Annotated in this window: 31 protein-coding genes; 24 read left to right on the forward strand and 7 right to left on the reverse strand. The window is 65.4% G+C overall.

Annotated elements, in window-relative coordinates; genetic code table 11:
- Window positions 1-648, reverse strand: a 648-nt coding sequence (locus HNH97_RS02425) for an OPT family oligopeptide transporter (RefSeq protein WP_171789758.1), incomplete at its 3' end; no start/stop codon positions are given.
- A 152-nt stretch (window positions 649-800) separates the two neighbouring features.
- A complete protein-coding gene (locus HNH97_RS02430; RefSeq protein WP_110913049.1) occupies window positions 801-1394 on the reverse strand; it encodes a hypothetical protein in 594 nt (197 codons plus the stop codon).
- A 299-nt stretch (window positions 1395-1693) separates the two neighbouring features.
- On the opposite strand from HNH97_RS02430, the gene ispH reads away from it, so the two are divergent.
- The 18 genes from ispH (at window position 1694) to leuB (ending at window position 17359) form a co-directional block, all read left to right on the forward strand.
- Complete coding sequence (gene ispH / locus HNH97_RS02435; protein WP_227744340.1) at window positions 1694-2683, forward strand: 4-hydroxy-3-methylbut-2-enyl diphosphate reductase; 990 nt, start codon at window positions 1694-1696, stop codon at window positions 2681-2683.
- A 17-nt stretch (window positions 2684-2700) separates the two neighbouring features.
- Window positions 2701-3672 (forward strand): homoserine kinase, encoded by a 972-nt coding sequence (locus tag HNH97_RS02440; RefSeq protein ID WP_171789759.1) that lies wholly within the window; start codon window positions 2701-2703, stop codon window positions 3670-3672.
- Window positions 3672-4166 (forward strand): ribonuclease HI, encoded by a 495-nt coding sequence (rnhA, locus tag HNH97_RS02445; protein ID WP_110913046.1) that lies wholly within the window; start codon window positions 3672-3674, stop codon window positions 4164-4166. The genes HNH97_RS02440 and rnhA overlap by 1 nt, the downstream gene beginning before the upstream one ends.
- Window positions 4166-4906, forward strand: a complete 741-nt coding sequence (locus HNH97_RS02450) for an ABC transporter ATP-binding protein (RefSeq protein WP_171789801.1) — start codon at window positions 4166-4168, stop codon at window positions 4904-4906. Before rnhA ends, HNH97_RS02450 begins: the two co-directional genes overlap by 1 nt.
- Window positions 4882-5664 carry an ABC transporter permease gene (locus tag HNH97_RS02455; protein WP_265145674.1) on the forward strand — a complete coding sequence of 261 codons (783 nt, stop codon included), beginning with the start codon at window positions 4882-4884 and terminating at the stop codon, window positions 5662-5664. The genes HNH97_RS02450 and HNH97_RS02455 overlap by 25 nt, the downstream gene beginning before the upstream one ends.
- Window positions 5665-5779: 115 nt before the next feature.
- Entirely contained in the window at window positions 5780-6673 is an 894-nt protein-coding gene (locus HNH97_RS02460) for a nucleoside hydrolase (protein WP_171789761.1), read from the forward strand.
- Window positions 6674-6871: 198 nt separating this feature from the next.
- Window positions 6872-7837 carry a phosphate ABC transporter permease subunit PstC gene (pstC, locus tag HNH97_RS02465; protein ID WP_110913064.1) on the forward strand — a complete coding sequence of 322 codons (966 nt, stop codon included), beginning with the start codon at window positions 6872-6874 and terminating at the stop codon, window positions 7835-7837.
- A 5-nt stretch (window positions 7838-7842) separates the two neighbouring features.
- The gene (gene pstA, locus HNH97_RS02470) at window positions 7843-8757 is read left to right on the forward strand and encodes a phosphate ABC transporter permease PstA (protein WP_171789762.1); all 915 of its coding nucleotides are present in this window, start codon (window positions 7843-7845) and stop codon (window positions 8755-8757) included.
- On the forward strand, window positions 8754-9545 hold the full coding sequence (gene pstB / locus HNH97_RS02475) for a phosphate ABC transporter ATP-binding protein PstB (RefSeq protein ID WP_110913043.1): 792 nt from the start codon (window positions 8754-8756) through the stop codon (window positions 9543-9545). The genes pstA and pstB overlap by 4 nt, the downstream gene beginning before the upstream one ends.
- A 223-nt stretch (window positions 9546-9768) precedes the next feature.
- Window positions 9769-10251 (forward strand): Spy/CpxP family protein refolding chaperone, encoded by a 483-nt coding sequence (locus HNH97_RS02480; RefSeq protein WP_110913042.1) that lies wholly within the window; start codon window positions 9769-9771, stop codon window positions 10249-10251.
- 175 nt (window positions 10252-10426) lie between these two features.
- Window positions 10427-11821, forward strand: a complete 1395-nt coding sequence (ffh, locus tag HNH97_RS02485) for a signal recognition particle protein (RefSeq protein WP_110913041.1) — start codon at window positions 10427-10429, stop codon at window positions 11819-11821.
- Between the two features lie 58 nt (window positions 11822-11879).
- The gene (gene rpsP, locus HNH97_RS02490) at window positions 11880-12227 is read left to right on the forward strand and encodes a 30S ribosomal protein S16 (protein WP_110913040.1); all 348 of its coding nucleotides are present in this window, start codon (window positions 11880-11882) and stop codon (window positions 12225-12227) included.
- Window positions 12228-12267: 40 nt separating this feature from the next.
- Window positions 12268-12828: a ribosome maturation factor RimM gene (gene rimM / locus HNH97_RS02495; RefSeq protein WP_171789763.1), complete on the forward strand. Its 561-nt coding sequence runs from the start codon at window positions 12268-12270 to the stop codon at window positions 12826-12828.
- Entirely contained in the window at window positions 12825-13574 is a 750-nt protein-coding gene (gene trmD / locus HNH97_RS02500) for a tRNA (guanosine(37)-N1)-methyltransferase TrmD (RefSeq protein ID WP_171789764.1), read from the forward strand. Before rimM ends, trmD begins: the two co-directional genes overlap by 4 nt.
- Window positions 13575-13603: 29 nt before the next feature.
- Window positions 13604-14023 carry a 50S ribosomal protein L19 gene (rplS, locus tag HNH97_RS02505; protein ID WP_110913037.1) on the forward strand — a complete coding sequence of 140 codons (420 nt, stop codon included), beginning with the start codon at window positions 13604-13606 and terminating at the stop codon, window positions 14021-14023.
- 157 nt (window positions 14024-14180) lie between these two features.
- Window positions 14181-15584: a 3-isopropylmalate dehydratase large subunit gene (gene leuC, locus HNH97_RS02510; protein WP_110913036.1), complete on the forward strand. Its 1404-nt coding sequence runs from the start codon at window positions 14181-14183 to the stop codon at window positions 15582-15584.
- Window position 15585: 1 nt separating this feature from the next.
- The gene (gene leuD, locus HNH97_RS02515; protein WP_110913035.1) at window positions 15586-16209 is read left to right on the forward strand and encodes a 3-isopropylmalate dehydratase small subunit; all 624 of its coding nucleotides are present in this window, start codon (window positions 15586-15588) and stop codon (window positions 16207-16209) included.
- Between the two features lie 34 nt (window positions 16210-16243).
- Window positions 16244-17359, forward strand: a complete 1116-nt coding sequence (leuB, locus tag HNH97_RS02520; protein ID WP_171789765.1) for a 3-isopropylmalate dehydrogenase — start codon at window positions 16244-16246, stop codon at window positions 17357-17359.
- A 267-nt stretch (window positions 17360-17626) separates the two neighbouring features.
- Here leuB and HNH97_RS02525 read toward each other — a convergent pair whose 3' ends face one another.
- From HNH97_RS02525 to def, 4 genes are read right to left on the reverse strand one after another with little or no spacing between them, the layout of a single operon-like run.
- Window positions 17627-18340: a response regulator gene (locus tag HNH97_RS02525; RefSeq protein ID WP_110913033.1), complete on the reverse strand. Its 714-nt coding sequence runs from the start codon at window positions 18338-18340 to the stop codon at window positions 17627-17629.
- 29 nt (window positions 18341-18369) lie between these two features.
- Window positions 18370-18924, reverse strand: coding sequence for a MarR family winged helix-turn-helix transcriptional regulator (locus tag HNH97_RS02530; protein WP_171789766.1), 555 nt, complete (start codon window positions 18922-18924; stop codon window positions 18370-18372).
- Window positions 18925-18961: 37 nt separating this feature from the next.
- On the reverse strand, window positions 18962-19579 hold the full coding sequence (locus HNH97_RS02535) for a COQ9 family protein (RefSeq protein ID WP_171789767.1): 618 nt from the start codon (window positions 19577-19579) through the stop codon (window positions 18962-18964).
- Complete coding sequence (def, locus tag HNH97_RS02540) at window positions 19576-20112, reverse strand: peptide deformylase (RefSeq protein ID WP_171789768.1); 537 nt, start codon at window positions 20110-20112, stop codon at window positions 19576-19578. The genes HNH97_RS02535 and def overlap by 4 nt, the downstream gene beginning before the upstream one ends.
- A gap of 253 nt (window positions 20113-20365) precedes the next feature.
- Here def and rpsU point away from each other — a divergent pair, with 253 nt between their 5' ends.
- Window positions 20366-20569, forward strand: a complete 204-nt coding sequence (gene rpsU / locus HNH97_RS02545; RefSeq protein WP_010506446.1) for a 30S ribosomal protein S21 — start codon at window positions 20366-20368, stop codon at window positions 20567-20569.
- A 99-nt stretch (window positions 20570-20668) separates the two neighbouring features.
- Window positions 20669-22057, forward strand: coding sequence for an ATP-binding protein (locus tag HNH97_RS02550; protein WP_171789769.1), 1389 nt, complete (start codon window positions 20669-20671; stop codon window positions 22055-22057).
- A gap of 144 nt (window positions 22058-22201) precedes the next feature.
- On the opposite strand, the gene HNH97_RS02555 is transcribed toward HNH97_RS02550, so the two are convergent.
- Window positions 22202-22771, reverse strand: a complete 570-nt coding sequence (locus tag HNH97_RS02555; protein WP_110913029.1) for an outer membrane protein assembly factor BamE — start codon at window positions 22769-22771, stop codon at window positions 22202-22204.
- Between the two features lie 214 nt (window positions 22772-22985).
- On the opposite strand from HNH97_RS02555, the gene HNH97_RS02560 reads away from it, so the two are divergent.
- The 4 genes from HNH97_RS02560 to HNH97_RS02575 all read left to right on the forward strand — a co-directional run bounded on the left by HNH97_RS02560 (window position 22986) and on the right by HNH97_RS02575 (window position 26221).
- Window positions 22986-23525 carry a YceD family protein gene (locus tag HNH97_RS02560; RefSeq protein ID WP_110913028.1) on the forward strand — a complete coding sequence of 180 codons (540 nt, stop codon included), beginning with the start codon at window positions 22986-22988 and terminating at the stop codon, window positions 23523-23525.
- 170 nt (window positions 23526-23695) lie between these two features.
- Window positions 23696-23899 (forward strand): 50S ribosomal protein L32, encoded by a 204-nt coding sequence (gene rpmF, locus HNH97_RS02565; RefSeq protein ID WP_003620805.1) that lies wholly within the window; start codon window positions 23696-23698, stop codon window positions 23897-23899.
- A 169-nt stretch (window positions 23900-24068) separates the two neighbouring features.
- Window positions 24069-25166 (forward strand): phosphate acyltransferase PlsX, encoded by a 1098-nt coding sequence (plsX, locus tag HNH97_RS02570; protein WP_110913027.1) that lies wholly within the window; start codon window positions 24069-24071, stop codon window positions 25164-25166.
- A gap of 83 nt (window positions 25167-25249) precedes the next feature.
- Entirely contained in the window at window positions 25250-26221 is a 972-nt protein-coding gene (locus tag HNH97_RS02575; protein ID WP_171789770.1) for a beta-ketoacyl-ACP synthase III, read from the forward strand.
- Window positions 26222-26224: the final 3 nt, after the last annotated feature.

The raw sequence follows: 26224 nt of genomic DNA on the forward strand, positions 1-26224 counted from the left end.
GGCAAGCCCCCCCTCGATCCCCACGAGGTAGCCCGCCCCCAGCATCGCCAGCGAAAACCCGCATGACCCACGAAAGACCGCACCGCCCCATGACAGCGTGACGGAGGCCTCGTCCGCCAGCAGGCGCAACCCGGCGGAGGCGAAGGTGATGACCGCCGCGATCACGCCGCCCCCCGTCAGGGCGCGCAGGGCCGCCGGACTGGTGTCCTTTTCACCTGCCTTGAGGATTTCCGCCGCCGCCACGCCCTCGGGGTAGGGAAGGGCGCTTTCGGTCACCATGGCGCGGCGCAGCGGGATGGTGAACAGCACCCCCGTCATGCCCCCCGCGGCCGAGATGAGCGCGGTTTCGACAAAGGGGAAATGCTGCCAGTAGCCGATCATGATCAGCGCGGGCAGCGAGGCGAAGACGCATGACAGCGTGCCCGCGGCGGAGGCCTGCGTCTGCACGATGTTGTTTTCAAGGATGCTCGCCCCGCCAAGCGCACGCAGCACCGCCATGGAAATGACGGCCGCAGGGATGGAGGACGCAACCGTCAGCCCCACCTTCAGCCCCAGATAGATGTTCGACGCGGTAAAGACGAGGGTGATGAGCGCCCCGAGGACAATGCCGCGTAACGACAGTTCCCGGGGCATGCGCGTCGCTTTCATATGGATCGCTGGCCTGCTGCTGTGGAAAGGGAAGGAAGGCCGCCGCGCCGGTGGGGCGCGCGAACGGCGGCCACGCCCGGACACCCGCGGGGGATGCCGCGATGCGTGGCGCATGCCGCCATCCCCGCGCCCGGCATGTGGCATGGGCGGGATCAGAGCTTGTGGAAGGTCGGCATCACGAGGTGGGCGCGGTTGAAGTCAAGCTGCCCCTGCGTCAACTGGAAGCCGACCTCGATATGGTACTGTTCGGAATGGATGCGCCGCGAAATCGGCAGGGTGATGGGGATGTTGCGCGTGCTGGTGGCCTTCTGCAGGTCGCCATTGTCGAATTCGATATGGGCGATGAACTGCTTCTTGCTCTTGATCTCGCCATTGTACACCACCGCCACGAAATACGGGATGTTGACGAAATTGACCTTGGACGCCGGGCCACGCACCACATGCAGGCCGATCTGCATGTTGGTGACGACCGTGCGGTGGGCCCCGTCCTCGCACGAACCGACGACCTCGCGCAGGGCGGCGCGGACCACCAGGTGCGACAGGTCATGCTCGCCGCCGACATACTGGTAGTAGTCGGCGGCCTCGCCCGGGATTTCGACGACCGGGCAGGCCGGGGCGAAAGAGATCGAATCCGACTCATTCTGGCATCCCGTCGCCAGCAGGGGCAGTGCGAGCAGCGGCAGCGCGCGCAGGAAATTCACGCAACGGGACGAAAGGGGCGCGCGGGAGGGGAAAAGGGCAATCATGCGGGGGTTCCGGGCTTTCGTGCTCGACATGGGCTTGACGTGTGGCTGGCTGATAATGGCGGTTGAAACGGACGCTGTGCAATCGGGCATCGCAACGCGGACATGTAAAAGCCCCGTCACGGTGGGGAGGACATATATATGAGAATAGGCTAGAATGAACGGGAAATGGCTTGCGCCATCGCCACGGTTTGCGTAGGGCCGGGTCATTGCATCACGATGCGGGACCGGCAACTGTAACAGATCGCGGCCCGTATCCTATACCGCCCGCCGGATGTTTGGGGAACACCATGCCCGACCAGATGATTCATACTCCCGATGCCCACGCCCCCGTTGACGTATCGCCCCGCCTGCTCAAGGTCCTGCTTGCCGGGCCGCGCGGGTTCTGCGCCGGGGTCGATCGCGCGATCCGCGTGGTCGAGGAAGCGATCCGCCGCTATGGCGCGCCTGTCTATGTGCGGCATGAAATCGTCCATAACCGCACCGTGGTGGAGGCGCTCGAGGCGCAGGGCGCGATCTTCGTGGAGGAACTGGACGAGGTTCCCTCCGACGGTCACGTGGTCTTTTCCGCCCATGGCGTGCCCAAGACCGTCCCGGCAGAGGCCATGCGCCGCAACCTGCTGTACCTGGATGCGACCTGCCCGCTGGTGTCCAAGGTGCACCGCGAGGCGGAGCGCCATTTCGCCGATGGTGGCCCCGAAAGCCGCCATATCCTGATGATCGGCCATGCCGGCCATCCGGAGGTCGTCGGCACGATGGGGCAGCTTCCCGCGGGTGCCGTCACGCTGATCAACGATGCGGAGGAAGCGCGCACGGTCCAGCCGGCCGATCCCTCGCGCCTCGCCTTCATCACGCAGACGACGCTGTCGGTCGATGACACGGCGGAAATCGTCGATATCCTGCGCGACCGCTTCCCCCTGATCGAGGGACCGAAGCGCGAGGACATCTGCTATGCCACCACCAACCGGCAGGAAGCGGTCAAGGCGATCGCGCCGGGCTGTGACCTGGTGATCGTGATCGGCTCGCCCAACTCCTCCAACTCCCAGCGCCTGCGTGAAGTGGCCGAACGCAGTGGCGCGCCGCGCGCCCTGCTGGTGCCGCGCCTGAACGCGCTGGACTGGTCCGCGCTGGACGGGGTGAAGACGCTGGGCATCACGGCCGGGGCCTCCGCGCCGGAATCGCTGGTGCAGGAAATGGTCGCGGCCCTGGCCAAGCGTTTCACGCTGGAGATCGAGGAACGCACGGTCAAGGAAGAGAACGTGACCTTCCGCCTGCCTGCGCCACTCGGCTGATTTTTTCGTAACCGACGATGGCGGTCTATACGGACGTCGCCCCCGAGGAGCTTGGTAAGTTCGTCGGGGGCTATGATATTGGCGAACCTGTTTCGTGCCATGGCATTGCCGAGGGCGTGGAGAACAGCAATTTCCTGCTGCGGACCACGCGCGCGGATTTCATCCTGACGCTGTATGAACGCCGCGTGGACCCGCAGGAACTGCCGTGGTTCCTCGGGCTGATGCAGTATCTGGCGGGGCAGGGCCTGTCATGCCCGCGTCCCGTGGCCGACCGCGCGGGTGTCACGCTTGGCACGCTTGCGGGGCGTCCTGCCGCCATCACTACCTTCCTGCAGGGCGCATGGCCGCGCCGGATCGAACCCTCCCACTGCGAGGCGGTGGGTATCGCAATGGCGCGCCTGCACCTTGATGGTGCGGGATATACTGCGGAACGGCGCAACAGCATGGGGCCTGCCGCATGGCCGCCGCTGCTTGAGGCATGCCGGGCGACGGGCGATCAGGTGCAGCATGGGCTGATCGCGGAACTGGATGAGGCACTGGCCTTTGTCGTGCCGTCATGGCCGGGGCAGGGGATGCATCCGGCCCTGCCGCGCGGGCAGATCCATGGCGACCTGTTTCCCGATAACGTGTTTTTCATCGACGGACGGCTGTCGGGGCTGATTGATTTCTATTTCGCCTGCACCGACTGGTTTGCCTATGACCTCGCCATTTCGCTCAATGCCTGGTGCTTTGATGAAAATGTGGCCTTCTGCCCCGACCGGGCGCGGGCGATGGTGCGCGGGTATGAAAGCGTGCGTTCCCTGAGTGCGGAGGAACGCGCCGCGTTGCCGGTGCTGGCGACGGGGGCGGCGGTACGCTTCCTGCTGACGCGCCTGTATGACTGGATCAATACGCCGCCTGACGCGCTGGTCACACCCAAGAATCCCCTCGATTATCTCGGGCGGCTGCGCTTTTTCCGCGCAGCCTCCGCCCCGCTGGAGTGGCTGTGATGGACGGGGCGATGGACGCTGTGGAAATGCCCGGCGATGACGTGGTGCGCATCTGGACCGATGGCGGGTGCAAGCCCAATCCCGGACCGGGCGGATGGGCCGCCCTGCTGCAGTTTCGCGGGCAGGAGCGCGAGATCACGGGCGGCGAGGCGGAGACGACCAACAACCGCATGGAACTGACCGCCGTGGCAGAGGCCCTGGCCAGCCTGAAGCGTCCGTGCAAGGTCATCCTGCACAGCGACAGCCAGTATGTGTGCAATGGCATGACGCGCTGGTCCACCGGGTGGGTACGGCGCAGGTGGCGCAATGCCTCCGGCGATCCGGTGGCGAACATGGACCTGTGGCAGCGCCTGCTGGACCTTGCGAACCGCCATGACATCACATGGCAGTGGGTGCGCGGCCATGCGGGCGATGAAAACAACGAACGTGTTGATGTCCTCGCCACGCAGGCGCGCGATGCGCTGGGGATCGCCTATCCGTCGCGGCGCAAATGATGACGCCCGTGACCGGCCACGCCCCTGCGATCATGCTGCGGGGACTGGGCCTGTCGATGGACGGGCAGCGTATTTTCGAAAACCTTGATGGCACGTTTCCCGCCGGGCGCCTGACGGTCCTGCTGGGTGGCAGCGGGATCGGCAAGACGACGCTGCTGCGCCTTGTGGCGGGTCTGATGACGCCCGGTGCCGGGACGATCACCACCGATGATGGCCTGTCCCTGTCGGGGCGCGTGGCGTGGATGGGGCAGGATGACATGCTCCTGCCGTGGGCGCGGGTGGATGACAATGTCATGCTGGGCAGTCGCCTGCGGGGCGAGGCGCCGGACCGTGCCCGCGCGCATGACCTGCTGGACCGGGTGGGGCTGTCGGCGTCGCGTGCCGTCCTGCCGTCCGCCCTGTCGGGGGGGATGCGCCAGCGTGTCGCCCTTGCCCGCGTGCTGTATGAAGGCAGGCCGGTCGTTTTGATGGACGAGCCATTTTCCGCGCTGGACAGCATCACACGACTGCGGATGCACGAACTTGCCGCACGGATGCTGGCGGGGTGCACGACCCTGCTGATCACCCATGACCCGCTGGAGGCCTGCCGCATGGCGCAGGCGCTGTTCATGATGGGGGGCGACCCGGTCCGTCTGTCGGCCCTGCCCGCACCCGGCGGGATGGAGATCCCGCGCGCCGTGGACGATCCCGCGCTGCTGTCGGCGCAGGCGGACCTGTGGCGCAGGATGCTGGCGTCGTGACGGCTGCCGCGCGAATCCTGCGTCCCGTGGTGACTCTGCTGGGTCTGGTGTGCGTGTGGTGGGGAATCGCGCGCTGGGGGCATGTCCCGCCTTACCTGCTGCCTGCGCCCGGTGCCGTGGCGCGGGCCCTGTGGCGACAGCGCGCCCTTCTGGGCGACTCCGCGCTGACTACACTGATCGAGACCGTGTGCGGACTGGCGCTTGGCGTGGGGGGCGGGGCCATGCTTGCGCTGCTGATGGCGCTTTCCCCCGTGGTGCGGCGGTGGACCATGCCGCTGGTGCTGCTCAGCCAGGCGGTGCCGGTCTTTGCGCTGGCACCATTGCTGGTGCTGTGGTTCGGGTTCGGCATGGCGTCGAAGATCGTGATGGCGGTGCTGGTCATCTTCTTCCCCGTGACCTCATCCTTTGCCGACGGGTTGCGCCAGACGCCGGCGGACTGGATCGACCTTGCACGCACCATGGGGGCGTCGCGCTGGCGGATGCTGCTGCATGTGCGTCTGCCTGCCGCCCTGCCGGCGCTGGCCTCGGGCGTGCGGGTCGCCACCGCCATCGCGCCGATCGGTGCCGTGGTGGGCGAATGGGTGGGGGCGTCCTCGGGGTTGGGGTTCCTGATGCAGACGGCCAACACCCGGTTCGAGACGGACCTGATGTTCGCCGCCCTGCTGGTGCTGGCGGTGATGACGGTCGTGCTGTGGTGGGGGATGGACCTTGTGCTGGGGCGGGCATTGTACTGGGTGCCGGTCCGGCATGGGGAATGACGCCCGTGATGATAGGTGAGGAATGGGGCGCATGCATGGCAGATGTTGACGTATGCCGCGCAAGAGGCCACCACAGCCCACAGATACTGTTTGTGAACAAGACGGAAGCCGTGACATGACCCGTCCCCTCCTTCTGGACCTGACTGGCGCGCCGCAGGATATGGCGACACTCGTAATGGCGCTGCAGGTTCCCGACATGCTTGCTCCCCTGCTGGTCACGACCGGCGGGGATGGGGCGCGGCAGGCGCACCGGGCCGCGGAACTTGCGCGTATGGTGCTGCAGAAGGCCGGGCGTGCCGACATTCCTGTCCATGGCGGCAGTGGCCTGCCGCTGTTTGCGGTGGATGACGTGTGGGCCCCCGCCGGTGCTGCGCCGTCGGGGGAGGCCGCCGGATTGCCCGCCGTGGCGATGATCCGCCATGCCATGGCCCATCCTGCCGGGAGTGTCAGCATCTGCTGCACCGGCGCGCTGACCAACCTTGCGCTGGCGCTGCTTCAGGAACCGCGCCTTGCCACGCACCTGCATGGGGTCGTGATCCTTGCGGATGCGGGCAGGGGAGAGGGGGCGGGACCGGATGCGAACATCCATGCCGACCCGGAGGCCGCAGCCATTGTCCTTGCCTCCGGCGTGCCGGTGACGGTGCTGCCGCGCGGTTGTGTCGCGCGGGTGACGGCGGACGGGATCTGGATGGAGGAGGTCGAAGCCCTCGCTGGGCGCGGCTGTGCCGGTGGCATGGTCCATGACCTGCTGCGTGGCGCAGGCGCGCAGGCGGTGCCGATGGCCCCTGCGGTGGCCATCATTTCCCTGCTGTGTCCCCAACTGTTCGCGGGATACATGGCGCGGCTGGGCGTGGAATGTCGCGGGGAACTGACCCGTGGGACGCTGGTGCCGGTCGGGAGCGGGGAAAACAATATCGCACCCAATGCCTTTATCCTGCATCGCGTCAATGTCGGGGCCTGCCGGGAGGTGGCGCGCGACCTGCTGCTGCATGCTGCGGGCGTGGTGTGAATGTGGGGCGGGGCACAAGGAAATACGGCCCCCCGATGCAAAAAGCCGCCTCGCATGGCCCATGACGGTTGCAGGATGGATGGCCGGTCCAGTAATGGTCCCGGCAGGGATCGCACCTGACGGGCGGCAGGCCTGCCGGGGGTGACACAGGTGACACATGGGCATGACGAAGCGCCGGATGCGGCGGGGGTCTTCTGTATGGATCGGTCTATAACATCCTCGGCTTCTTCCCTGACGGGGGGCACGCGCGCACGGGGGGATGCACTTTTCGCCACCATCGTCCGCTGCAGCGCCCTGCTGATCCTGCTGGGGCTGGGCGGGATGATCGCGGTCATGGCGTGGGGCGCGCGCGGGGCGTTCGCCACGTTCGGGCCGGAATTCATCATCGACCCCACATGGAACCCGGTGACGCAGCATTTCGGCGCGGCGGCCCCGGTGTTCGGCACCCTTGTCACCGCGCTCATTTCCATCGTCATCGCCGTGCCGCTGGCGTTCGGGATCGCCTTCTGGCTGACGGAAATCGCGTCCGCCCGACTGGCCAGCGTCATCGGCACGGCAATCCAGCTTCTGGCCGCCGTGCCGTCGATCATCTTTGGCATGTGGGGATTTTCGGTCATCGTGCCGCTGATGGCACGGTATGTCGAACCTGCGGCGGCCCATACGCTTGGCCGCCTGCCGGGTATTGGCGTGCTGTTCCGTGGCGCGCCGTACGGCACCGGGTTCCTGACGGGGGGGATCATCCTTGCGGTCATGATCACGCCGTTCATCTCCGCAGTGATGCGTGACGTCTTCACCTCCATGCCCGCCGTGCTGAAGGAAAGCGCCTACGGGCTTGGCATGACGCGATGGGAGGTCATGCGCCGCATCGTGCTGCCATGGTCACGCACGGCGGTGGTCGGCGGGATCATGCTGGGGCTGGGCCGCGCGCTGGGCGAGACGATGGCCATCACCTTTGTCATCGGCAATGCGAACCATATCGGCTGGTCGCTGTTTTCGCCGGGGAACACGATCGCCTCGCTCATCGCGCTGGAATTTCCTGAAAGCGCGATGGGGAGCCTGAAATTCTCCTCCCTGATGGCGGCGGGGTTCCTGCTCATGATCATCTCGTTCGCGACGCTGATGTGTTCGCGCTGGCTGCTGCGTTCCGCGCGGACGGCGAAGTGATGGGCATGCACGAAACCTCCACGCGCGCCGGGGGATCCGGCGCCACATCGCCATGTTCCGGTCCCGGCTGGCGGCGCGACGGTGCGTTCGACGCGCGCCGGCGCCTTGCCGACCGGGTGGCGACGGGCTTCTGCTATGTTGCCACGGCGCTGGTCCTGCTGATGCTGACCTCCATTCTGTTCGTGCTGCTGCGCAACGGTCTGGCGGGGATTTCGTGGCAGACCTTCACCCATATCACCCTGGCGCCGGGACATGGGGGCGGCCTTGCCAATGCCATCGTCGGCAGCCTGATCCAGACGGGTCTTGCGGTGCTGATCGGCGCGCCCGCCGGACTGCTGGCGGGGATCTACCTTGCGGAATTCGCGGCGACAGACGGGCGGTTGCTGGGTGCGGTGCGGTTTGTCTCCGACCTGCTGCTGTCCGCGCCGTCCATCCTTGTCGGCCTGTTCATCTATATGATCATCGTGGTGCCGTCGGGTCATTTCTCCGGCATTGCCGGGGCGCTGGCGCTGGCAATGCTGGTGGTGCCGGTGGTGGTCCGCACGACGGAGGACATGCTGCGCCTCGTGCCCGTCGCCATGCGGGAGGCGGCGTTCGCACTCGGCGCGCCGCGCTGGCGCGTGGTGCTGTTCATCTGCCTGCGTGCCGCGCGTGAAGGGGTGGCGACGGGCATCCTGCTGGCGCTGGCGCGCGTGTCGGGGGAAACCGCGCCGCTGCTGTTCACCTCGCTGGGGAACATGAACTGGTCCGTGCGGCCCGATGCGCCGATGGCCAGCCTGCCGATCGCCATTTACCAGTATGCGGGCTCCGCCTATCCCGACTGGACGCAGATGGCATGGACGGGTGCGATGCTGATCACCGCAGGGATACTGATGATAAACATCGCCGTAAGGGTTGGGCTGGGGCGTAACAGGAAATGAACGTGGAAGACACACAGCAGGCAGCGGACGCGACAGGGGTCGCCATTTCGGTCCGCAACCTCGATTTCTATTACGGCGCGCACCATGCGCTGAAGAACATCTCGATCGATTTCCCCGACCGCCAGGTGACCGGCATGATCGGCCCGTCGGGATGTGGCAAGTCCACGCTGCTGCGGGTGCTCAACCGGATGTATGACCTCTATCCGGGGCAGCGCGCGACGGGGGAGGTCTTCTTTGATGGCTGCAACATCATCGGCCCGGGCGTGGACCTCAATGTCCTGCGCGCGCGCGTGGGCATGGTGTTCCAGAAGCCTACACCCTTTCCGATGTCGATCTATGACAACATCGCCTTTGGTGTAAGGCTGCATGAACGGCTGTCGCGCGCGGACATGGACATCCGTGTGGAGGACGTGCTGCGCCGTGTCGCCCTGTGGCCGGAGGTCAAGGACCGGCTTGGCGCGTCTGCCGCCGCCCTGTCCGGCGGGCAGCAGCAGCGCCTGTGCATCGCGCGCACCATCGCCACCCGGCCCGAGGTCGTGCTGCTTGACGAACCGACCAGTGCGCTCGATCCCGTCTCCACCGCGCGGATCGAGGAACTGCTCGATGAACTCAAGGCGGATTTCACCATCGCCATCGTGACGCACAACCTGCAGCAGGCCGCGCGCTGCGCCGATCAGGTCGCATTCTTCTATATGGGGGAGGTGGTGGAGGTCGAAACCGCCGACCGCATGTTCACCGCCCCGCGGCAGCGCCGCACGCAGGATTACATTACCGGCCGTTTTGGCTGAGTCCGCCCGCAGGGCAGGGCGCCATCATGTCGTGGCGAAAGATGTCGCGCCTGCGTAACATCTGCGCGCCGTGGTTGCATCCCGTGGCGGCTTCCTTACATTTCGTATCAAGAACATGGGCTTCACCGCCCATGTGATGACCTACGCTGCGGGGATAACCCTTGTCGCGCATCGGGAGTCGGTGCAGGGTAGGGGGACGTGTTATTACAGATTGGAAATTAGCATGATCAAGAAGATGATTCTGGCGGCAACGCTTGTGGGCGGGTTTGCAGGCATCAGCGCGGAAGCCGCCGTCGCGGCACCGCCGCCCCCGCCGCCGTCCTGCCATGGTGCGCCGGGTGGCATGCCGTTCCTTGCACGGGTCAACCTGTCGAAGGCCCAGCGCAAGAAGATCGATGCGATCCTGAAGGCCGATCACCCCGATTTCCATGCCGACATGGAAAAGGAAGCCGGCCTGCACCACCAGATCCAGGACCTGCTGGCAACTCCCGGCAAGGTGGACGAGGCGCAGATCACCTCGCTGCAGCAGCAGATCGCCAGCATCCATCAGGCGCATGAGGCCGAACGCCTGCAGACCGCGATCCGCATCCATGATGTCCTGACCGCCGACCAGCTGACGCAGATCAAGGCCGACCAGGACCAGGCCGACAGCCTGCATGCGCAGTTGCGCGCGCTGATGGCGCCCCCGGCCCCGCCCGCGCACTGATCCTGCCCACAGGGCCGGTGCGTCCGCCCGCTGTGGCGTGACGCACCGGGCCGCGCGTTGCGTGTCAGGTAGGTCTTGACACGCGACGCGCGGGACAGATACACCCGACACAACATCAGGCACGTCACTTCGCGAAGGCTCGCGCAGTGGCGCGTATTCTTTTGGGGAAAAACCTTTGTTCGAGACGCTGTCAGGCAAGCTCTCCGGTGTGTTCGATGGCCTCGCCAAGCGCGGGACCCTGTCGGAGGCCGATGTCACCGAAGCCATGCGCGAGGTGCGTCTGGCGATGCTCGACGCCGACGTGGCGCTTCCCGTCGTCAAGGATTTCGTCAACAAGGTGCGCGAACGTGCCGTCGGGCACGAGGTGCTCGACAGCATCTCCCCCGGCCAGGCCGTCGCCAAGGTCGTCAATGACGCGCTGATCGACGCGCTTGGCGGCGCGGGCGCGGTGCCGCTGAACCTCAACGCCGTGCCCCCCGTGCCCATCCTGATGGTGGGCCTGCAGGGATCAGGCAAGACGACGACCTCGGGCAAGATCGCGCTGCGCCTCGCCACGCGTGAACGCCGCAAGGTGCTGCTCGCCAGCCTCGATACGCAGCGCCCGGCGGCGCAGTTGCAGTTGCAGCAACTGGCCGAACGCGCGGGTGTCGCCTCCCTGCCGATCATCGCGGGGCAGACCCCGGTGGAGATCGCCCGCCGCGCGATGGAAGTCGGGCGCCGCGAAGGCTATGACATCGTCATCCTCGATACCGCCGGCCGCCTGTCGATCGACGAGGCGCTGATGGACGAGGTGCGGGCCATCCGTGCCGAGACCCAGCCCGCGGAAACGCTGCTGGTCGTCGATGCGATGACCGGGCAGGACGCCGTCAACACCGCCAAGGCGTTCAACGAGGCCGTGGGCGTTACCGGCGTGGTCATGACCCGCATGGATGGTGACGCGCGTGGTGGCGCCGCGCTGTCGATGCGCGCGATCACCGGCGCGCCCATCAAGCTGACGGGTTCGGGCGAAAAGCTCGACGCGCTGGAGGAATTCCATCCCGAACGTGTCGCGGGCCGTATCCTTGGCCTTGGCGATATCGCGGGACTGGTCGAGAAGGCCGCCGATACGCTCGACCACGAGGAGAGCGAGAAGATTGCAGCGAAGATGCTGCAGGGCAAGTTCGACCTCGACGACTATGCGGCCCAGATCCGGCAGATCAACAAGATGGGGTCCATCTCGGGCATCCTGAACATGCTGCCGGGCATGGGCAAGCTGAAGGAGGCCATGGGCGACAAGGACATCGACACGTCGGTCCTTGGCCGTCACCAGGCCATCATTTCATCCATGACCAAGGCGGAGCGCAAGACGCCCGCCATCATCAAGGCGTCGCGCAAGAAGCGCATCGCCGCAGGGTCGGGAACAACCGTGCAGGAAGTGAACCGGCTGCTCAAGCAGTACGACACCATGTCCTCGATGATGAAGCGGTTGAACAGGTTGGGAGTGAAGGGACTGATGCGTCAGGGCCTTTCCGCGCTGATGCCCGGCGGGGGACGTCCCCCCGGCGGGGGTGGACGTCCGCCGTTTGGCTGATGCCGCATCGCGTTTCCCTTTTGTGTGTTTTTACAAATTGTTTTGTGGAGAAGTCTGAATGAGCCTCAAGATCCGCCTTGCACGCGCCGGTGCGAAGAAGCGTCCCTACTACCACATCGTCGTGGCCGACAGCCGTTCGCCCCGCGATGGCCGCTTCATCGAGAAGGTCGGTTCCTACAACCCGATGCTGCCGTCCGACCACGCCGACCGCGTGCGTCTGGTGGGTGAGCGCATCACCCACTGGCTGTCCAACGGCGCGCTGCCGACCGACCGTGTCGCCCGCTTCCTGGGCAATGCCGGCCTGGCGCCGAAGCCGACCTGGAACGAGCAGCCGAAGAAGTCCGCGCCGAAGAAGCGTGCGCAGGAACGCGCTGCTGCCGCCGCCGCCGCGACCGCCGCGGCCTGAGGCACGACGGTAGGCGGGCAGGCACGATAGAAGGCAGGCGATGGATCGCGATCGTATCCTGATGGGCGTGGTGGGACGGCCGCATGGCGTGCGTGGGCTTGTGCATGTGCACAGCTATGCCGCCGTGCCCGAAGACCTTGCCCGTTACGGGGTGCTTCGTGACGAGCACGGGAATGCCTGGCACCTGTCATGGCGGGGGAAGGGGATTGCCGAACTGCGCGATGGCGCGGGGCAGGCGGTCTCCAGCCGCGAGGACGCGCAGAAACTGGTCAACCGCAAGCTCTATGTCGGGCGCGCGGACCTGCCGGAACCCGAGGAAGACGAATTCTATGTCGCCGACCTCGTGGGGATGCAGGTGATCGAGCAGGGAAGCACGCCGTCGCGGGAACTCGGCCATGTGCGTCTGGTCCATGACTATGGCGCGGGCGTCAGTCTGGAGATCACGGGTGGGGAGGAAGGCACGGTCCTGCTGCCGTTCACACGGGCCTGCGTGCCTGTCGTGGACATGGGCGCGCGCCGGATCGAGGTCGTCCTGCCTGATGAGATCGAGGTCCCGGCGGAATACTTCCCCGGCGATGGCGCGGCGGAGTCCGTGGCATGACGACGTGGCAGGCCACCGCGCTGACCCTGTTCCCGGAGATGTTTCCCGGTTCGCTGGGATGCTCGCTCGCGGGGCGCGCGCTGCGCGAGGGGATCTGGTCGATGCACACGCAGGACCTGCGCGCGCATGGGCTTGGCCGTCACCGCACCATCGACGACACGCCGTTCGGTGGCGGGGCGGGCATGGTGATGCGGCCCGATGTCGTGTCGGCGGCGCTTGACGATGTCGTGCCCGACGGGCGGCCGGTGATCTATCCCACGCCACGCGGGCGCACGCTGACGCAGGCGGATGTCCGGCGTTACGCGGCGGGGCCGGGGGTTGTCGTGCTGTGTGGCCGTTATGAAGGCGTGGACGAACGCGTGCTTGAGGCGCGCGACATCGAACAGGTCTCCATCGGTGACTATATCCTGTCGGGGGGCGAGGTCGCGGCGCTTGTGCTGCTCGATGCCTGCGTGCGGCTGCTGCCGGGCGTCATGGGGTCGGATGCCAGTGCTGCGGAGGAAAGCTTCGCCGATGGCCTGCTTGAATACCCGCTTTATACCAAGCCGGCGCAGTGGGAGGGACGTGACGTGCCCGATGTCCTGCTGTCCGGTCATCATGGCGCGATCGCCCGGTGGCGTCATGAAATGGCCGAGGCGGCAACGCGGCAGAGACGGCCCGACCTGTGGGCCGCCCATGTGGCGCGTGCCGGTGAAGACACGTCCCGACCTGCTGGCGCGCGCGCCAGTGCGGATCGGCTGAACTGAATACAAACCAATCAACTGAGGACCCGATCATGAACATCATCCAGAAATACGAGGCGGAAGAAATCGCCCGCCTGACCGCGACCCGCGCCGTGCCGGATTTCGCGCCGGGCGACACGGTGCGCGTTGGCGTGCACGTGGTCGAAGGTTCGCGCAAGCGCGTCCAGGCCTATGAAGGCGTGGTGATCGCCCGTTCGAACAAGGGCCTGAACAGCAACTTCACCGTGCGCAAGATTTCCAATGGTGAAGGTGTGGAGCGCGTGTTCCCGCTGTATTCGCCCGCCATTGCCGAAATCACGGTGGTCCGTCGCGGTGTCGTGCGTCGTGCGAAGCTGTATTACCTGCGTGGCCGTCGCGGCAAGTCCGCCCGCATTGCCGAGCGTCCCCGCGACACGACGCCCGCCGCCGCCAAGGCCGCAGCGCCTGCCGCCGCGGAAGCCAAGGCCAACTGATTTGTGCTACCGCCGTCGCCCGCGCCGCCATCCGAAAGGGTGGTGGACCGCGGGGGCGGCTTTTACTTATTGCCGACCGGGATCGTTCGCCCCTGCTGTCACGACAAGGCCGCGAAGGATCAATCCGGTAGTGCCGTATGCTGGGGGATAGGAACTGATGGCTGCACGTACGCTGTTCGACAAGATCTGGGACAGTCATGTCGTGGAACGTCTCCCGGATGGTACGGCCATTCTTTATATCGACCGGCACCTTATCCATGAGGTGACCAGCCCGCAGGCGTTCGAGGGCCTGCGCATGACGGGACGGCGCCTGCGCCACCCCGAGGCGATGATCGCGGTGGTCGATCATAACGTGCCGACCTCTGACCGCACCCTGCCGATCGAGGAACCCGAAAGCCGCAACCAGATCGAGACGCTGGAACGCAATGTTGCGGAATTCGGCGTGCCGTATTTCCCGCTGCTGTCGGAACGTCAGGGCATCGTCCATGTCGTCGGCCCGGAGCAGGGGATTTCCCTGCCGGGCATGACCATCGTGTGCGGCGACAGCCATACCTCCACGCACGGGGCGCTCGGCGCGCTGGCGTTCGGCATCGGCACGTCCGAGGTCGAGCACGTGATGGCCACGCAGACGCTGCTGCAGAAGCCTGCGAAAAACATGAAGGTCGCGGTGGAGGGGCAGGTCGGCCCCGGCGTCAGCGCCAAGGACATCATGCTCGCGATCATCGGCAAACTCGGCACCGCGGGCGGGACGGGCTACATCATCGAATTCACGGGATCGGCCATCCGGGCGCTGGACATGGCGGGTCGCATGACGATCTGCAACATGTCGATCGAGGCCGGTGCGCGCGCCGGGCTTGTCGCCCCGGACGAGACGACGTTCGAATATGTGCGCGGCCGTCCCTTCGCACCGAAGGGCGAGGCGTTCGACCAGGCCGTCGCCTACTGGAAGACGCTGGCCTCTGACGATGGTGCCCATTACGACAAGGTCGTCGAACTGCGCGCCGAGGACATCCCGCCGGTCCTGACATGGGGCACCAGTCCCGAAACCGTCATTCCCGTGACCGGCACCGTCCCCGACCCGGCCGCTGAACCTGATGCCGCGCGACGTGCGCAGATGCAGCGCATGCTGGATTATATGGGCCTGCAGGCGGGGCAGAAGATCGCGGGCACGCCGGTCGATGTCGTGTTCATCGGGTCATGCACCAACAGCCGGATCGAGGACCTGCGTGCAGCCGCCGCCATCGTGTCGGGCCGCCATGTGGCGCAGGACGTGCGCGCGATGATCGTGCCCGGATCGGGCGTCGTGAAGGCGCAGGCGGAGGAGGAGGGTCTGGACCGCATCTTCCTCGACGCCGGGTTTGAATGGCGCGAGGCCGGGTGTTCGATGTGCCTGGGCATGAACCCGGACAAGCTGACGCCGGGGCAGCGCTGTGCCTCTACCTCCAACCGTAATTTTGAAGGACGTCAGGGACCGGGCGGACGCACCCACCTGCTGTCGCCCGCCATGGCCGCCGCCGCCGCCGTGACGGGATGCCTGACCGATGTGCGGGAGTTGATCTGACATGGATAAGTTCACGGTCCTGACGGCGATCGCCGCCCCCCTGCCGCAGGAAAACATTGATACCGACAAGATCATTCCGGCGCGCTTCCTCAAGACGACCAAACGTTCAGGCCTTGGCGTGCATGCGTTCGACAGCATGCGCTACAACGCGGACGGGTCGGAAAATCCCGATTTCGTCCTGAACCGGGATCCCTACCGCAAGTCGCAGATCCTGATTACCCACGACAACCTTGGCTGCGGTTCGTCGCGTGAACATGCGCCGTGGGCGCTGCTGGATTTCGGCATCCGCTGCGTCATTGCGCCGTCATTTGCGGATATCTTTTTCAATAACTGTTTCAAGAACGGCATCCTGCCCATCGCCCTGCCGCGCGAGGTGTGCGACGAACTGATGGCCGATGCGCGGATGGGCGAAAATTCGCGCATTACCATCGACCTGCCCCGGCAGGTGGTGGTGCGTCCCGACGGAAGTGAAATCCCGTTCGAGGTCGATCCCCTGCGCAAGCGCCTGCTGCTGGAGGGGCTCGACGATATCGGCCAGACCCTGCAGCACGAGTCCGCGATCGAGACGTTCGAGGCCCGGCGTCGGCATGATGAGCCGTGGATGCCCTCCATCACCATTGACTGACCCTCACCGGTCGCTTTTTCAGCAGGGAGCTATCATGTCCGAAACCAAGAAACTTCTGATCCTCCCTGGCGATGGCATCGGACCGGAAATCATGCGCGAGGTCGCGCGCATCATGGCGTGGATGAGCCGTGCGCGCGGGATCAATTTCGACATTACCGAGGACCTGGTCGGTGGCGCGTCGCTGGCGGTCCATGGCGTGCCGATCCGTCAGGAAGTGATTGACGAGGCCCGCGCCGCCGATGCCGTGCTGTTCGGTTCGGTGGGGGACCCCAAATGGGCATCCGCCGGGTTCGACCGTCGCCCTGAAATCGCGATCCTGAAACTGCGCCAGGAGCTTGGCCTGTTCGCCAACCTGCGCCCGGCCAAGGTGTTCGACGCGCTGGCCGATGCCAGCACGCTGAAGCCCGAAGTGGTGCGCGGGCTTGACATCATGATCGTGCGCGAAACGGTGGGCGGCATCTATTTCGGCAACCCGCGCGGGATCGAGACCCTGCCCGACGGGTCGCGGCGCGGCATCAATACCGAGGTCTATACCACCCCGGAAATCGAGCGCGTCGCCCGCGTGGCCTTTGACCTTGCACGCAAGCGGGACAATCGCGTCTGCTCCGTCGAGAAGTGCAACGTGATGGAAAGCGGTCTGCTGTGGAAGGAGGTCGTGACCGACCTGCATGCGCGTGAATACGCGGATGTGGAACTGACGCACATGCTGGCCGATAACTGCGCGATGCAGTTGGTGCGCAACCCGCGTCAGTTCGATGTGATCGTGACCGGCAACCTGTTTGGCGACCTGCTGTCCGACCTTGCCTCCATGCTGACCGGCAGCCTTGGCATGCTGCCGTCCGCCACGCTGGGGGCCGTGGATGCCAATGGCAAGCGTCCGGCCCTGTATGAGCCGATCCATGGCAGCGCGCCCGACATCGCGGGCAAGGGGCAGGCCAACCCGCTGGCGCAGATCCTGTCGTTTGCGATGCTGCTGCGGTATTCGTTCAACATGCTCGAAGATGCCGCGATGATCGAGACGGCGGTGGCCAACGTGCTGGCCAGTGGCCTGCGCACCCCCGACATCATGAGCCCCGGCATGGCCGTCGTCGGCACCGAGGTGATGGGTGAGGCGGTGGTCCGCGAACTCGACAAGCTCCAGCAGGGCTGATCCTGCGTCTTGCAGTGACGTTATGTAAGAAAGTCGCATCTGGGAAACAGGTGCGGCTTTTTTTTGTCTTGTGAAGGATCAGGGCTCTGCCCTGAAACCCGCCAAAGGGCATTGCCCTTTGGAAACCATGACTTGTCCATGAAACGGGGGCAGGGGGGGCGCACTCTCCCCGCCGGGCAATGCCTGGCAATCGTAAGGAAGTTTTTGGTGAAGCTTTTTTCAAAAAGCTTCGAAAAACGCAGCCTTCCTGAAAACAGGCCAGCCCCCTCACAGGCCGGGCTTGAGCACATACCCCTTGCCCCGCACGGTCTGGAGGAATCGCGGTTCCCTCGGGTCGGGTTCGATCCGGCGGCGCAGGCGCGTGACCTGCACATCGACGGCGCGTTCGCCGATTTCGTCCATTTCCAGCGTCTGCGCGATTTCATGGCGTGACAGGACTTCGTTGGGATGGCGCGCCAGCACGGCGAGCAATGCGGATTCGCCGCCCGTCAGGTGCACGATTCCGTCGCGTCCGCTCAGCAGGCTGCGGGCGGGGTCGAACTCCAGTTCGCCAAGGCGCACGATGCGCAGGTTGTTGGTGGGCGGCGGCGGGGCGAAGCGGCGCAGGTGCGCCTTGAGGCGCAACAGCAGTTCACGCGGCTCGAAAGGCTTGCCGAGGTAATCGTCGGCCCCGGCTTCCAGCCCGATGATCCTGTCTTCCGGCTCCCCGCGCGCGGTCAGCAGCAGGATGGGGAAATCCAGCCCTTCGTTACGCAGTTCCCGTGTCAGTTCCAGCCCGTTTTCGCCCGGCATGGTGATGTCGAGCACAAGCGCGTCAGGCTGCATGAAGCCAAGGACCTGCCGCGCCTCATGCGCGGAAGCCGCGGCACTGACACGGAAGCCCTGTTCGGTCAGGTAGCGTTGCAGCAGGCGACGCAGGCGCGGATCGTCATCGACCACCACGATATGGGCATCCACGTTCGCCGGGTCGCGTGGCGGCATGGTGGTGGAAGCGGGACGGGGGGACCTGTTCATTCACGACTCCGTTGTGTCTGACCGGGTGCTTGGGCATCGCGATGGCGCGCCATGTTCCGTGATTCCTCTATCAGGCCCCGCATGACCCGGCGGAATCCTTCCACCGCCGGTCCCCCGGCATCGCGATAGACCCGCAGCACGACGTCGCGCTGGCGTTCAAACAGGCGACGTTCCATCTCGTACCCGGCATCGGTCAGGCGCAGCAGGCGCATGCGCCGGTCACGGCTGCTGGTATGCTGGTGGATCAGCCCGCGACGCATGAGGTCATTGAGGGCACGGGCCATGCTTTGCTTGGTAATCGCCAGAATGTCCAGCAGGGCGCCGACGGAAATATCCGGCTCGTTCTTCACGAACTGGAGGATCCGCTGGTGCGCGTGCCCGATCTGCATTTCCTCCAGCAGGGGATCGAGCAGGCCGGCAAAGCCACGGCAGGCCTGTGTCATCAGCATCTGCGCCTGGCGCATGTCCTCGTCGCGCAGGAACAGCAGTTCGACGCCGGCGTGCGGGCGTGCGGGACGGCTTGCCGGTGGTGGGGGACGGCGTTCGGTCAAGGGCAGGGCATGTGGATGCGGCGGGCCAACGGGTCGGTCAGAACGGACGCCCGAGCAGGCGGTTCTTCAGCCGTGTAACCTGCGCGATATTGGCAAGGCGCCGGTCAAGGAATTCCTCCACCGTCGCCATGTTGCCGCCGCGCGCCAGCCAGAATAGTAGGGTGGCGACATAGATCCCCGCCAGCGACGCACGCTTGGTCATGTAGGTCACGCCCTGCGAATCGTCACCGGCGGCGGTCCAGATGGCGTTGACGCTGCGCGAGATGCTGCGTGCCAGCAGGCGGGCATGCCCCGGCATCATCAGCACCGAAAGGGCATGGCGCACGGCGGGGCGATAGCCTGCGGCCTGCGTCAGGCGGAACATGATCGCGGCGCGGACGCGGCGGCTGAGCTTGCGCGAATGGAATCCATGTGCGGCGTCCAGCATGTCGCGGTCGGCAAGGTCGAAATATGCCTCCGCCACTTCGGCGATCCCACCGGGGAACAGCAGGTCGGCATCCTCGCCCGCGACCTGCTTCAGGGTGGCCATGGACCATTCGCGCCGTCCCACGCCCTCCACCATGCGGCGCAGGGCGGCGTCACGCGCGGGGGAATGATCGATGGCGGGGGGCTGCAGGCACGATGTGGCCGATGCCGTGATGAGGGACCCGATCATGCCTGCTGTTCTCCGTAACGTGCCATTTCAGTGTCAAACCCCATCTTTCCCAGATCGTTCATCCGCATCGGATATAATATGCCGTTCAGGTGATCATATTCATGTTGCATGACATTCGCCACAAATCCCGATGCCGTGCCCTCGACCCTCTGCCCCCGTGCATTCAGCCCGTGATAGGCGATGCGGGTGTGGCGCGGGACCCATCCGCGCAGGCCCGGAATCGACAGGCATCCCTCCAGCCGCAGGACCGTTTCATCCCCGACCGGCGTGATATGCGGGTTGATCAGGACCTGCGGGCCGCAGGGCAGGTCATCGGGCGCGCCGGTGCTGCGGGCCGCGGGCACGCGATAGATGAACACCCGGCAGGAACGGTGGACCTGTGGCGCGGCAAGGCCCACGCCACCCGCATCCTCCATCGTCTCGATCATGTCGGCCACCAGGCGCGCGATGTCGGTGCTGGTGGGGTCTTCGACGGGGGCCGCGCGGCGCAGCAGCACGGGGTGCCCCATCCGGGCGATCTTGAGCAGGGTCATGGCGGGCGTTGATCCTTTGCATCTGGCATGAAAACGCGTCACCTGCGTCGGGTGCATGGGACGGTCGTGAAATAACCTGTGCAGGCGCGGTGTAAAACCACCGGAAAGATTTGTATTGCCGGATCGGGCTGTGATATAGGTGCGGCCCGTTTGGGAATCGCACGCAGGGAATGGCCTCGGGCGGTCATCCCCCATTACAGATACCCATCGCCGCCGGCGCAAGTGACGGCTTACAGCAGGAGTTGACGACCCAGTGCAGGTTCTCGTTCGTGATAATAACGTCGATCAGGCTCTCAAGGCCCTCAAGAAGAAGATGCAGCGTGAAGGCATCTTCCGGGAAATGAAGCTGCGTCGGCACTATGAAAAGCCGTCTGAACGCAAGGCGCGTGAAGCCGCTGAAGCCGTGCGCCGTGCGCGCAAGATGGAGCGCAAGCGTCTGGAACGCGAAGGGTTCTGATCTGTTTTCAGATACCGGGCTCCGCCCGTGGGAAAAGCCGGCTTCCGTATGGGGTCGGCTTTTTTTATGTCGGGCGGCCCGGGGCGCGCGGGATGATCCATGAGACAGCATGCCGAACCCCCATCACCGGTTGAAAACCGTTCCGCCGTGATGCGCCATCTGGACCGGCTGGTGCGGCGTGTGCTGCCGCGCTCTCTGCTGGGGCGCATGCTGCTGATCGGGTTCATTCCCCTGCTGGTGACGCAGGGGATCTCGCTCGAACTGTTTTACGGCAATTACCTCAAGATCGTCTCGCGGCGGCTGTCGGCGGGCGTGGTGAACAATATCGCCATGACCATCGACATCATGGAACGCTATCCCGCGCCATCGGACCGCGCGTGGATCCTGCGCGACGTGCGCGACCGTGCGCAGTTGCACATGACATGGCGCGAGGGGGAAAGCCTGCAGCGCGTGGGATCGAACCATGTGCTGGGACCGGTGGATGACGACCTAGTGCGTGACCTGCGTGTCGCGATCGGACGTCCGGCCTTCGTGGACTGGAAAAGCGACCGCCATATCGTGTCGGTCTTCATCCAGATGCCCGACGGGGTACTGCGTGTCGATACACCGCGCAAGCGGCTGGATGTGGCGCCGGTGTGGCTGTTTGTCGCATGGGCGACGGGCAGTGCGCTGCTGCTGTTCTGCATCGCGGCCTTTTTCATGCGCAATCAGGTGCGCGCCATACGGCGGCTGGCGCGGGCGGCGGAACTGTTCGGGCTGGGACGCGACATCGACCCCATCCACCCCGAAGGCGCGCAGGAAATCCGCAAGGCGGCGGTGGCGTTCAACCGCATGCGCGACCGCATCTTCCGCTTTGTGGAACAGAGGACATCCGTGCTGGCCGGGGTCTCGCACGACCTGCGCACACCATTGACGCGCCTGCGCCTGACGCTGGCGATGGTGCCGCGTCAGGGGACCATCCGCGCGGCGGACCTGCAACCCGATATCGAGGACATGGTGGCCGATGTCGGGGAGATGGAACGCATGATCGAGAGCTACCTGTCCTTTGCGCGGGGGGAGGGGGCGGAAGTTCCGGCAATGGTGGATGTGCGCGAACTGCTCGAGGAGGTCGCAACGGCCGCCCGCCGTGCCGGGGCGCGTGATGTCAGCGTCCTTGTCACGCGCGCGTCGTATATCGTGGTGCGCCCGGCCGCGTTCCGGCGCGTGCTGTCGAACATCGTGGACAATGCACGCCGCCACGCCAGCCACATCCGGCTGAGTGCGCGCAAGAAGCGCAGCAGCACCGTCATCTATGTCGATGATGACGGGTGCGGGATTGACGAATCACGCCGCGAGAGCGTCTTTCGCCCCTTTGAAAGCGGGCGTGACGGGGGCACCGGGCTGGGCCTTGCCATCGCGCGTGACATCATCCATGCGCATGGGGGCGAAATCCGGCTGGACAGCAGCCCGTCGGGCGGCCTGCGCGTCCGGATTGTCATCCCGGACTGAAAGTGATGGAAGTCTTCGGGTGCTGCCTGTTTTCAAAAAGGGCGGCGTTTTTCTGAAGCTTTTTCGATCAAAAGCTTCAGCAGAAACTTCTTTATGATGTCCATAAATCCGGGGCGCCATGCCCGATGACGCGGAACGTCAGGATCAGGGCAGGCTGTTGCCCTGGCCACCATGACCAGGGCCACCGTTCATGCTGTTCATCGGGCCGGTGCTGCCGCCATAGGTGCTGGTCATCTGGCTCATGGGGTTGTAGCGGCCGACATTGCCCAGGATCTGCTGCATGATGTTGATCTTGGTGCCCGGCGTCGGTGTCTTGCCCATCGCCATGCTGACATAGCGCGCATCATCCTTGTGCAGGGTGCGCAGGTTGCGCAGGATGCCGCCCTCGTCAAACGTCAGGACCACGACCTGCTGCTTGTCGATATGGGGAAAGCTGATGGGCGCCAGCGTCTGGCGCATGGAGATGTAGATCCACGTATTGTCGTCAAACGTCGCACGGCTGGTAGGGGAGCCGAGGAGGTCCATGACATCGGAACGTGAACTCGTCCCCGTCTTGAGCTGGTTGTAGTCATCCGCCTGCACGAGGGAGCCGCGCTGGACCACGCTTGGCTTGAACGCGACGCATCCCGACAGCGACAGGCCAACCCCGATGACAGCGCACGAAAACAGGCGTAAGGAACGGGGGCGGGAAAAGATGTGCTGCGCTGGCCTCATGATCGGATAAAGCGTCCTGGTAAGATGCTGCAGATAGACAGTCCGACCTTCCGGGTGCCTTATTGGTCAAATGAAGTCAATCGCAGATCCGATGCAAGGCGGAAAAACACATCCGCCCCTTTCGGTCGCGGTGATGGCTGCCCGGCATGCCCGTTGGCCCGGCATGGTCCCCATGGCCGGGGACAGGCCGGAATTGCAGGAGAAGAGACGAGCTATGGATCCAGAATTTTCCCGTCGCGTCCCGGTGGGACGCATCGCGGCCAAGGGCATGGAAACCTCCATCGAGGCCACGCCCGCGGAATGCGCCGCCCTGGCGCGGCGTTTCGGGATCCCCGCGATCCGCGACCTTGCCTGCCGCTACCGCCTTGTGCCCGGCAGGCAGGGGGAGGTGATGGCCGAAGGATGGCTGACGGCGCATGTGACGCAGGAATGTGTCGTCAGCCTCGAGCCGTTCGAGGACGCCGTCGCCGAATCCTTTACCGTGCGCTGCATCCCGGCCGAACGCTTCCGCGAGGACGACGAGGTCGATCCCTTCAGCATCGACGAGGTCCCCTATGAGCGCGAGACGATCGACCTTGGCGAACTCGCGGCGGAGGAACTGTCGCTTGGCCTCGATCCCTATCCGCACAAGCCCGGAAGCGTGATTCCCGTCGAACTGCTCGACGTGGAGGAGGAAGACGATGCAGGGGAGGGCGAGGAGCCAAAGCGCCAGCCTTTCGCCGCCCTTGCGGACCTCAAGAAAAAGCATAACTGAGGCGTCAGGGCACGCCCGGGGGGCGGCTGGCGTCCGGCGGATCGCAAGATCGTCTCTTGCGGAATGTCCGATCGTCTGCTAGAGCGCCCCCCTCAATTGTTGATAACTGACCGGGTGACACCTCGCTGGCGTTACCGGGTTGTGATCCCAGATCGGAGGGGCCCAGGCCCATGGCTGTACCTAAGAGAAAAACCTCGCCGTCCCGTCGTGGCATGCGTCGCAGCCATGCTGCGCTGCCCGTGCAGGCACATGCGGAATGCTCCAACTGCGGCGAACTGAAGCGCCCGCACCATGTCTGCAGCCACTGCGGACATTATGACGGCCGCGAAGTCGCATCCGCGGGCAAGGCGCTGAAGACCGCCGTCCGCGCCTGATACACGTTCGACGCGGTTACCTGTCGGGACGGGAGATGCCATTGACATGGCGCGGGAATGCCACATGCAGGCGTCCCCGCCCGTCCGGATTGCGCAGGAAAATGCTGCATGAAGGGGGTATCCCCTTTCGGCACTTGCGCGTTTTACCTTCACCCGGCACAAGACGAGCATGACCGAGACAGGTTCCTCTTTTTCCGCGACACAGTCCTACACTCTGGCCATTGATGGAATGGGTGGGGATGGTGGCCCGGAAGTCGTGGTGGCCGGACTGGCGATTGCCGCAGACCGGCATCCATCCGCCAGAATTCTTCTGATTGGCGATGAAAGGCGGCTGCAGGCCCTTCTGGCGCAGCATCCGCGTGCGGCGGCGATCTGTACGATCCGTCCCGCCGGTTCCGCCATTTCCATGGAAATGAAACCCACCGCCGCATTGCGGGTGCGCGATTCCTCGCTGCGCCTGTCGATGGACGCCGTCGCCAATGGCGAGGCGATGGGCGTGGTCTCCGCTGGCAACAGCGGTGCGATGCTGGCGCTGGCCAAGATCGTGATCAAGACCCTGCCGGGCATTTCACGTCCCGCGATGGCGGCGATCAGTCCCACGACCAAAGGGGACGTGGTCATGCTCGACCTCGGCGCCAATGTCGCGTGCGACTGGCGCAACCTCGTCGAATTCGCGGTGATGGGCGAAGCCTTCGCCAAGGCGGTGCTGGGCCTGCCCGCGCCGACGATCGGGCTGCTCAATGTCGGGTCGGAGGAACTCAAGGGCGACGAACGCCTGCGCCAGGCGGCCGAAGTGCTGCGTGGCAGTCCGCTGGCACGGCAGTTCCATGGCTTTGTGGAGGGGCATGACATCACCGCCGGCACGACCGACGTGGTGGTGACGGACGGCTTTACCGGCAATGTCGCGCTCAAGACCGGCGAGGGCGCGCTGAAGATGGCCTTTACCCTGCTGCGGCAGGTGTTCAGTTCCGGCCTGCTGGGCCGGATCGGCTATCTGCTGGTGCGTCCCGGGCTGGAACGGATGAAGGAATGGCTCGACCCGCGGCGGTATAATGGCGCGGTGTTCGTCGGGCTTAACGGCGTGGTGGTGAAGTCGCATGGCGGCACCGATGCCGAAGGCTTCGCCTCGGCCGTGGATGTGGCGATCGACATGGTCACCCATGATTTCAATGCCGGTATCCGTGACCAGCTTTCCCGGATGGGAAGCCTGACGGCCAGCAGGTTCAGTAACGAAAAGGAGCCGACACAGGCAGTTTCGGCTTCCTGAGTCGCTGCCGTGGGCAAGGGGACATGCGCACCCGCAGGGCGCGACGTGCATGACCCCGCCCCAACAGGTTTGGACAGACACGCATGAAGGCGAGACGCTCGCTGCTGAAGGGTTTTGGCGGCTACCTGCCGGACAGAATCGTGACCAACGATGAACTGGCCACCAGTGGGCTGGAAACCTCTGACGAGTGGATACGCGCCCGCACCGGCATCGCGCAACGCCATCGCGCCGGGCCGGAGGATACAGCCGTCAGCATGGCGGCACATGCCGGCAGGCAGGCCCTTGAATACGCCAATGCCTCGCCCGATGATGTCGATGCCATCATCGTCGCCACCAGTACGCCGGACCAGGCCTTTCCCTCCACCGCCGTGCGGGTGCAGGGGGAACTTGGCATCACCACCGGCTTTGGCTTTGACGTCGCGGCGGCATGCTCGGGGTTCATTTTCGCCCTGTCCACCGCCGATGCGCTGATCCGCAGCGGGCAGGCCCGTTCCGCGCTGGTGATCGGCAGCGAGGTCTATTCACGCATTCTTGATCCGGACGACCGCTCCACCTTCGTCCTGTTCGGCGACGGGGCGGGCGCGGTCTTCCTGCAGGCGACGGAGGAAGATGGGGAGCAGGGGATCCTGTCCACCCACCTGCATTCCGACGGGCGTTATGGCGACCTGCTGTATGTGGATGGCGCGATTGGGCAGAAGGACAAAAGCGCCTACCTGAAGATGCAGGGGCGCGATGTCTTCCGTCATGCCGTGGCCAAGCTGTCCTCCTCGGTGGATGAGGTGCTGGCGGCCAACGGCCTGAAATATGAAGATGTGGCCTGGCTTGTGCCGCATCAGGCGAACCTGCGGATCATTGATGGTGTCGCGCGAAAGCTGCACCTGCCGCCCGAACGGGTGGTCATTACGGTGGACCGCCATGCCAATACGTCCGCCGCCTCGATTCCGCTGGCGCTGAACGAAGCGGTGCGTGACGGCCGGATTCGCAGCGGTGACCTCGTGCTGATGGAGGCACTGGGCGGCGGATTGACGTGGGGGGCGGCGCTGGCGCGGATATAGGCG

The sequence above is a fragment of the Gluconacetobacter entanii genome (assembly GCF_013155425.1).
GTDB classification, from domain to species: domain Bacteria; phylum Pseudomonadota; class Alphaproteobacteria; order Acetobacterales; family Acetobacteraceae; genus Novacetimonas; species Novacetimonas entanii.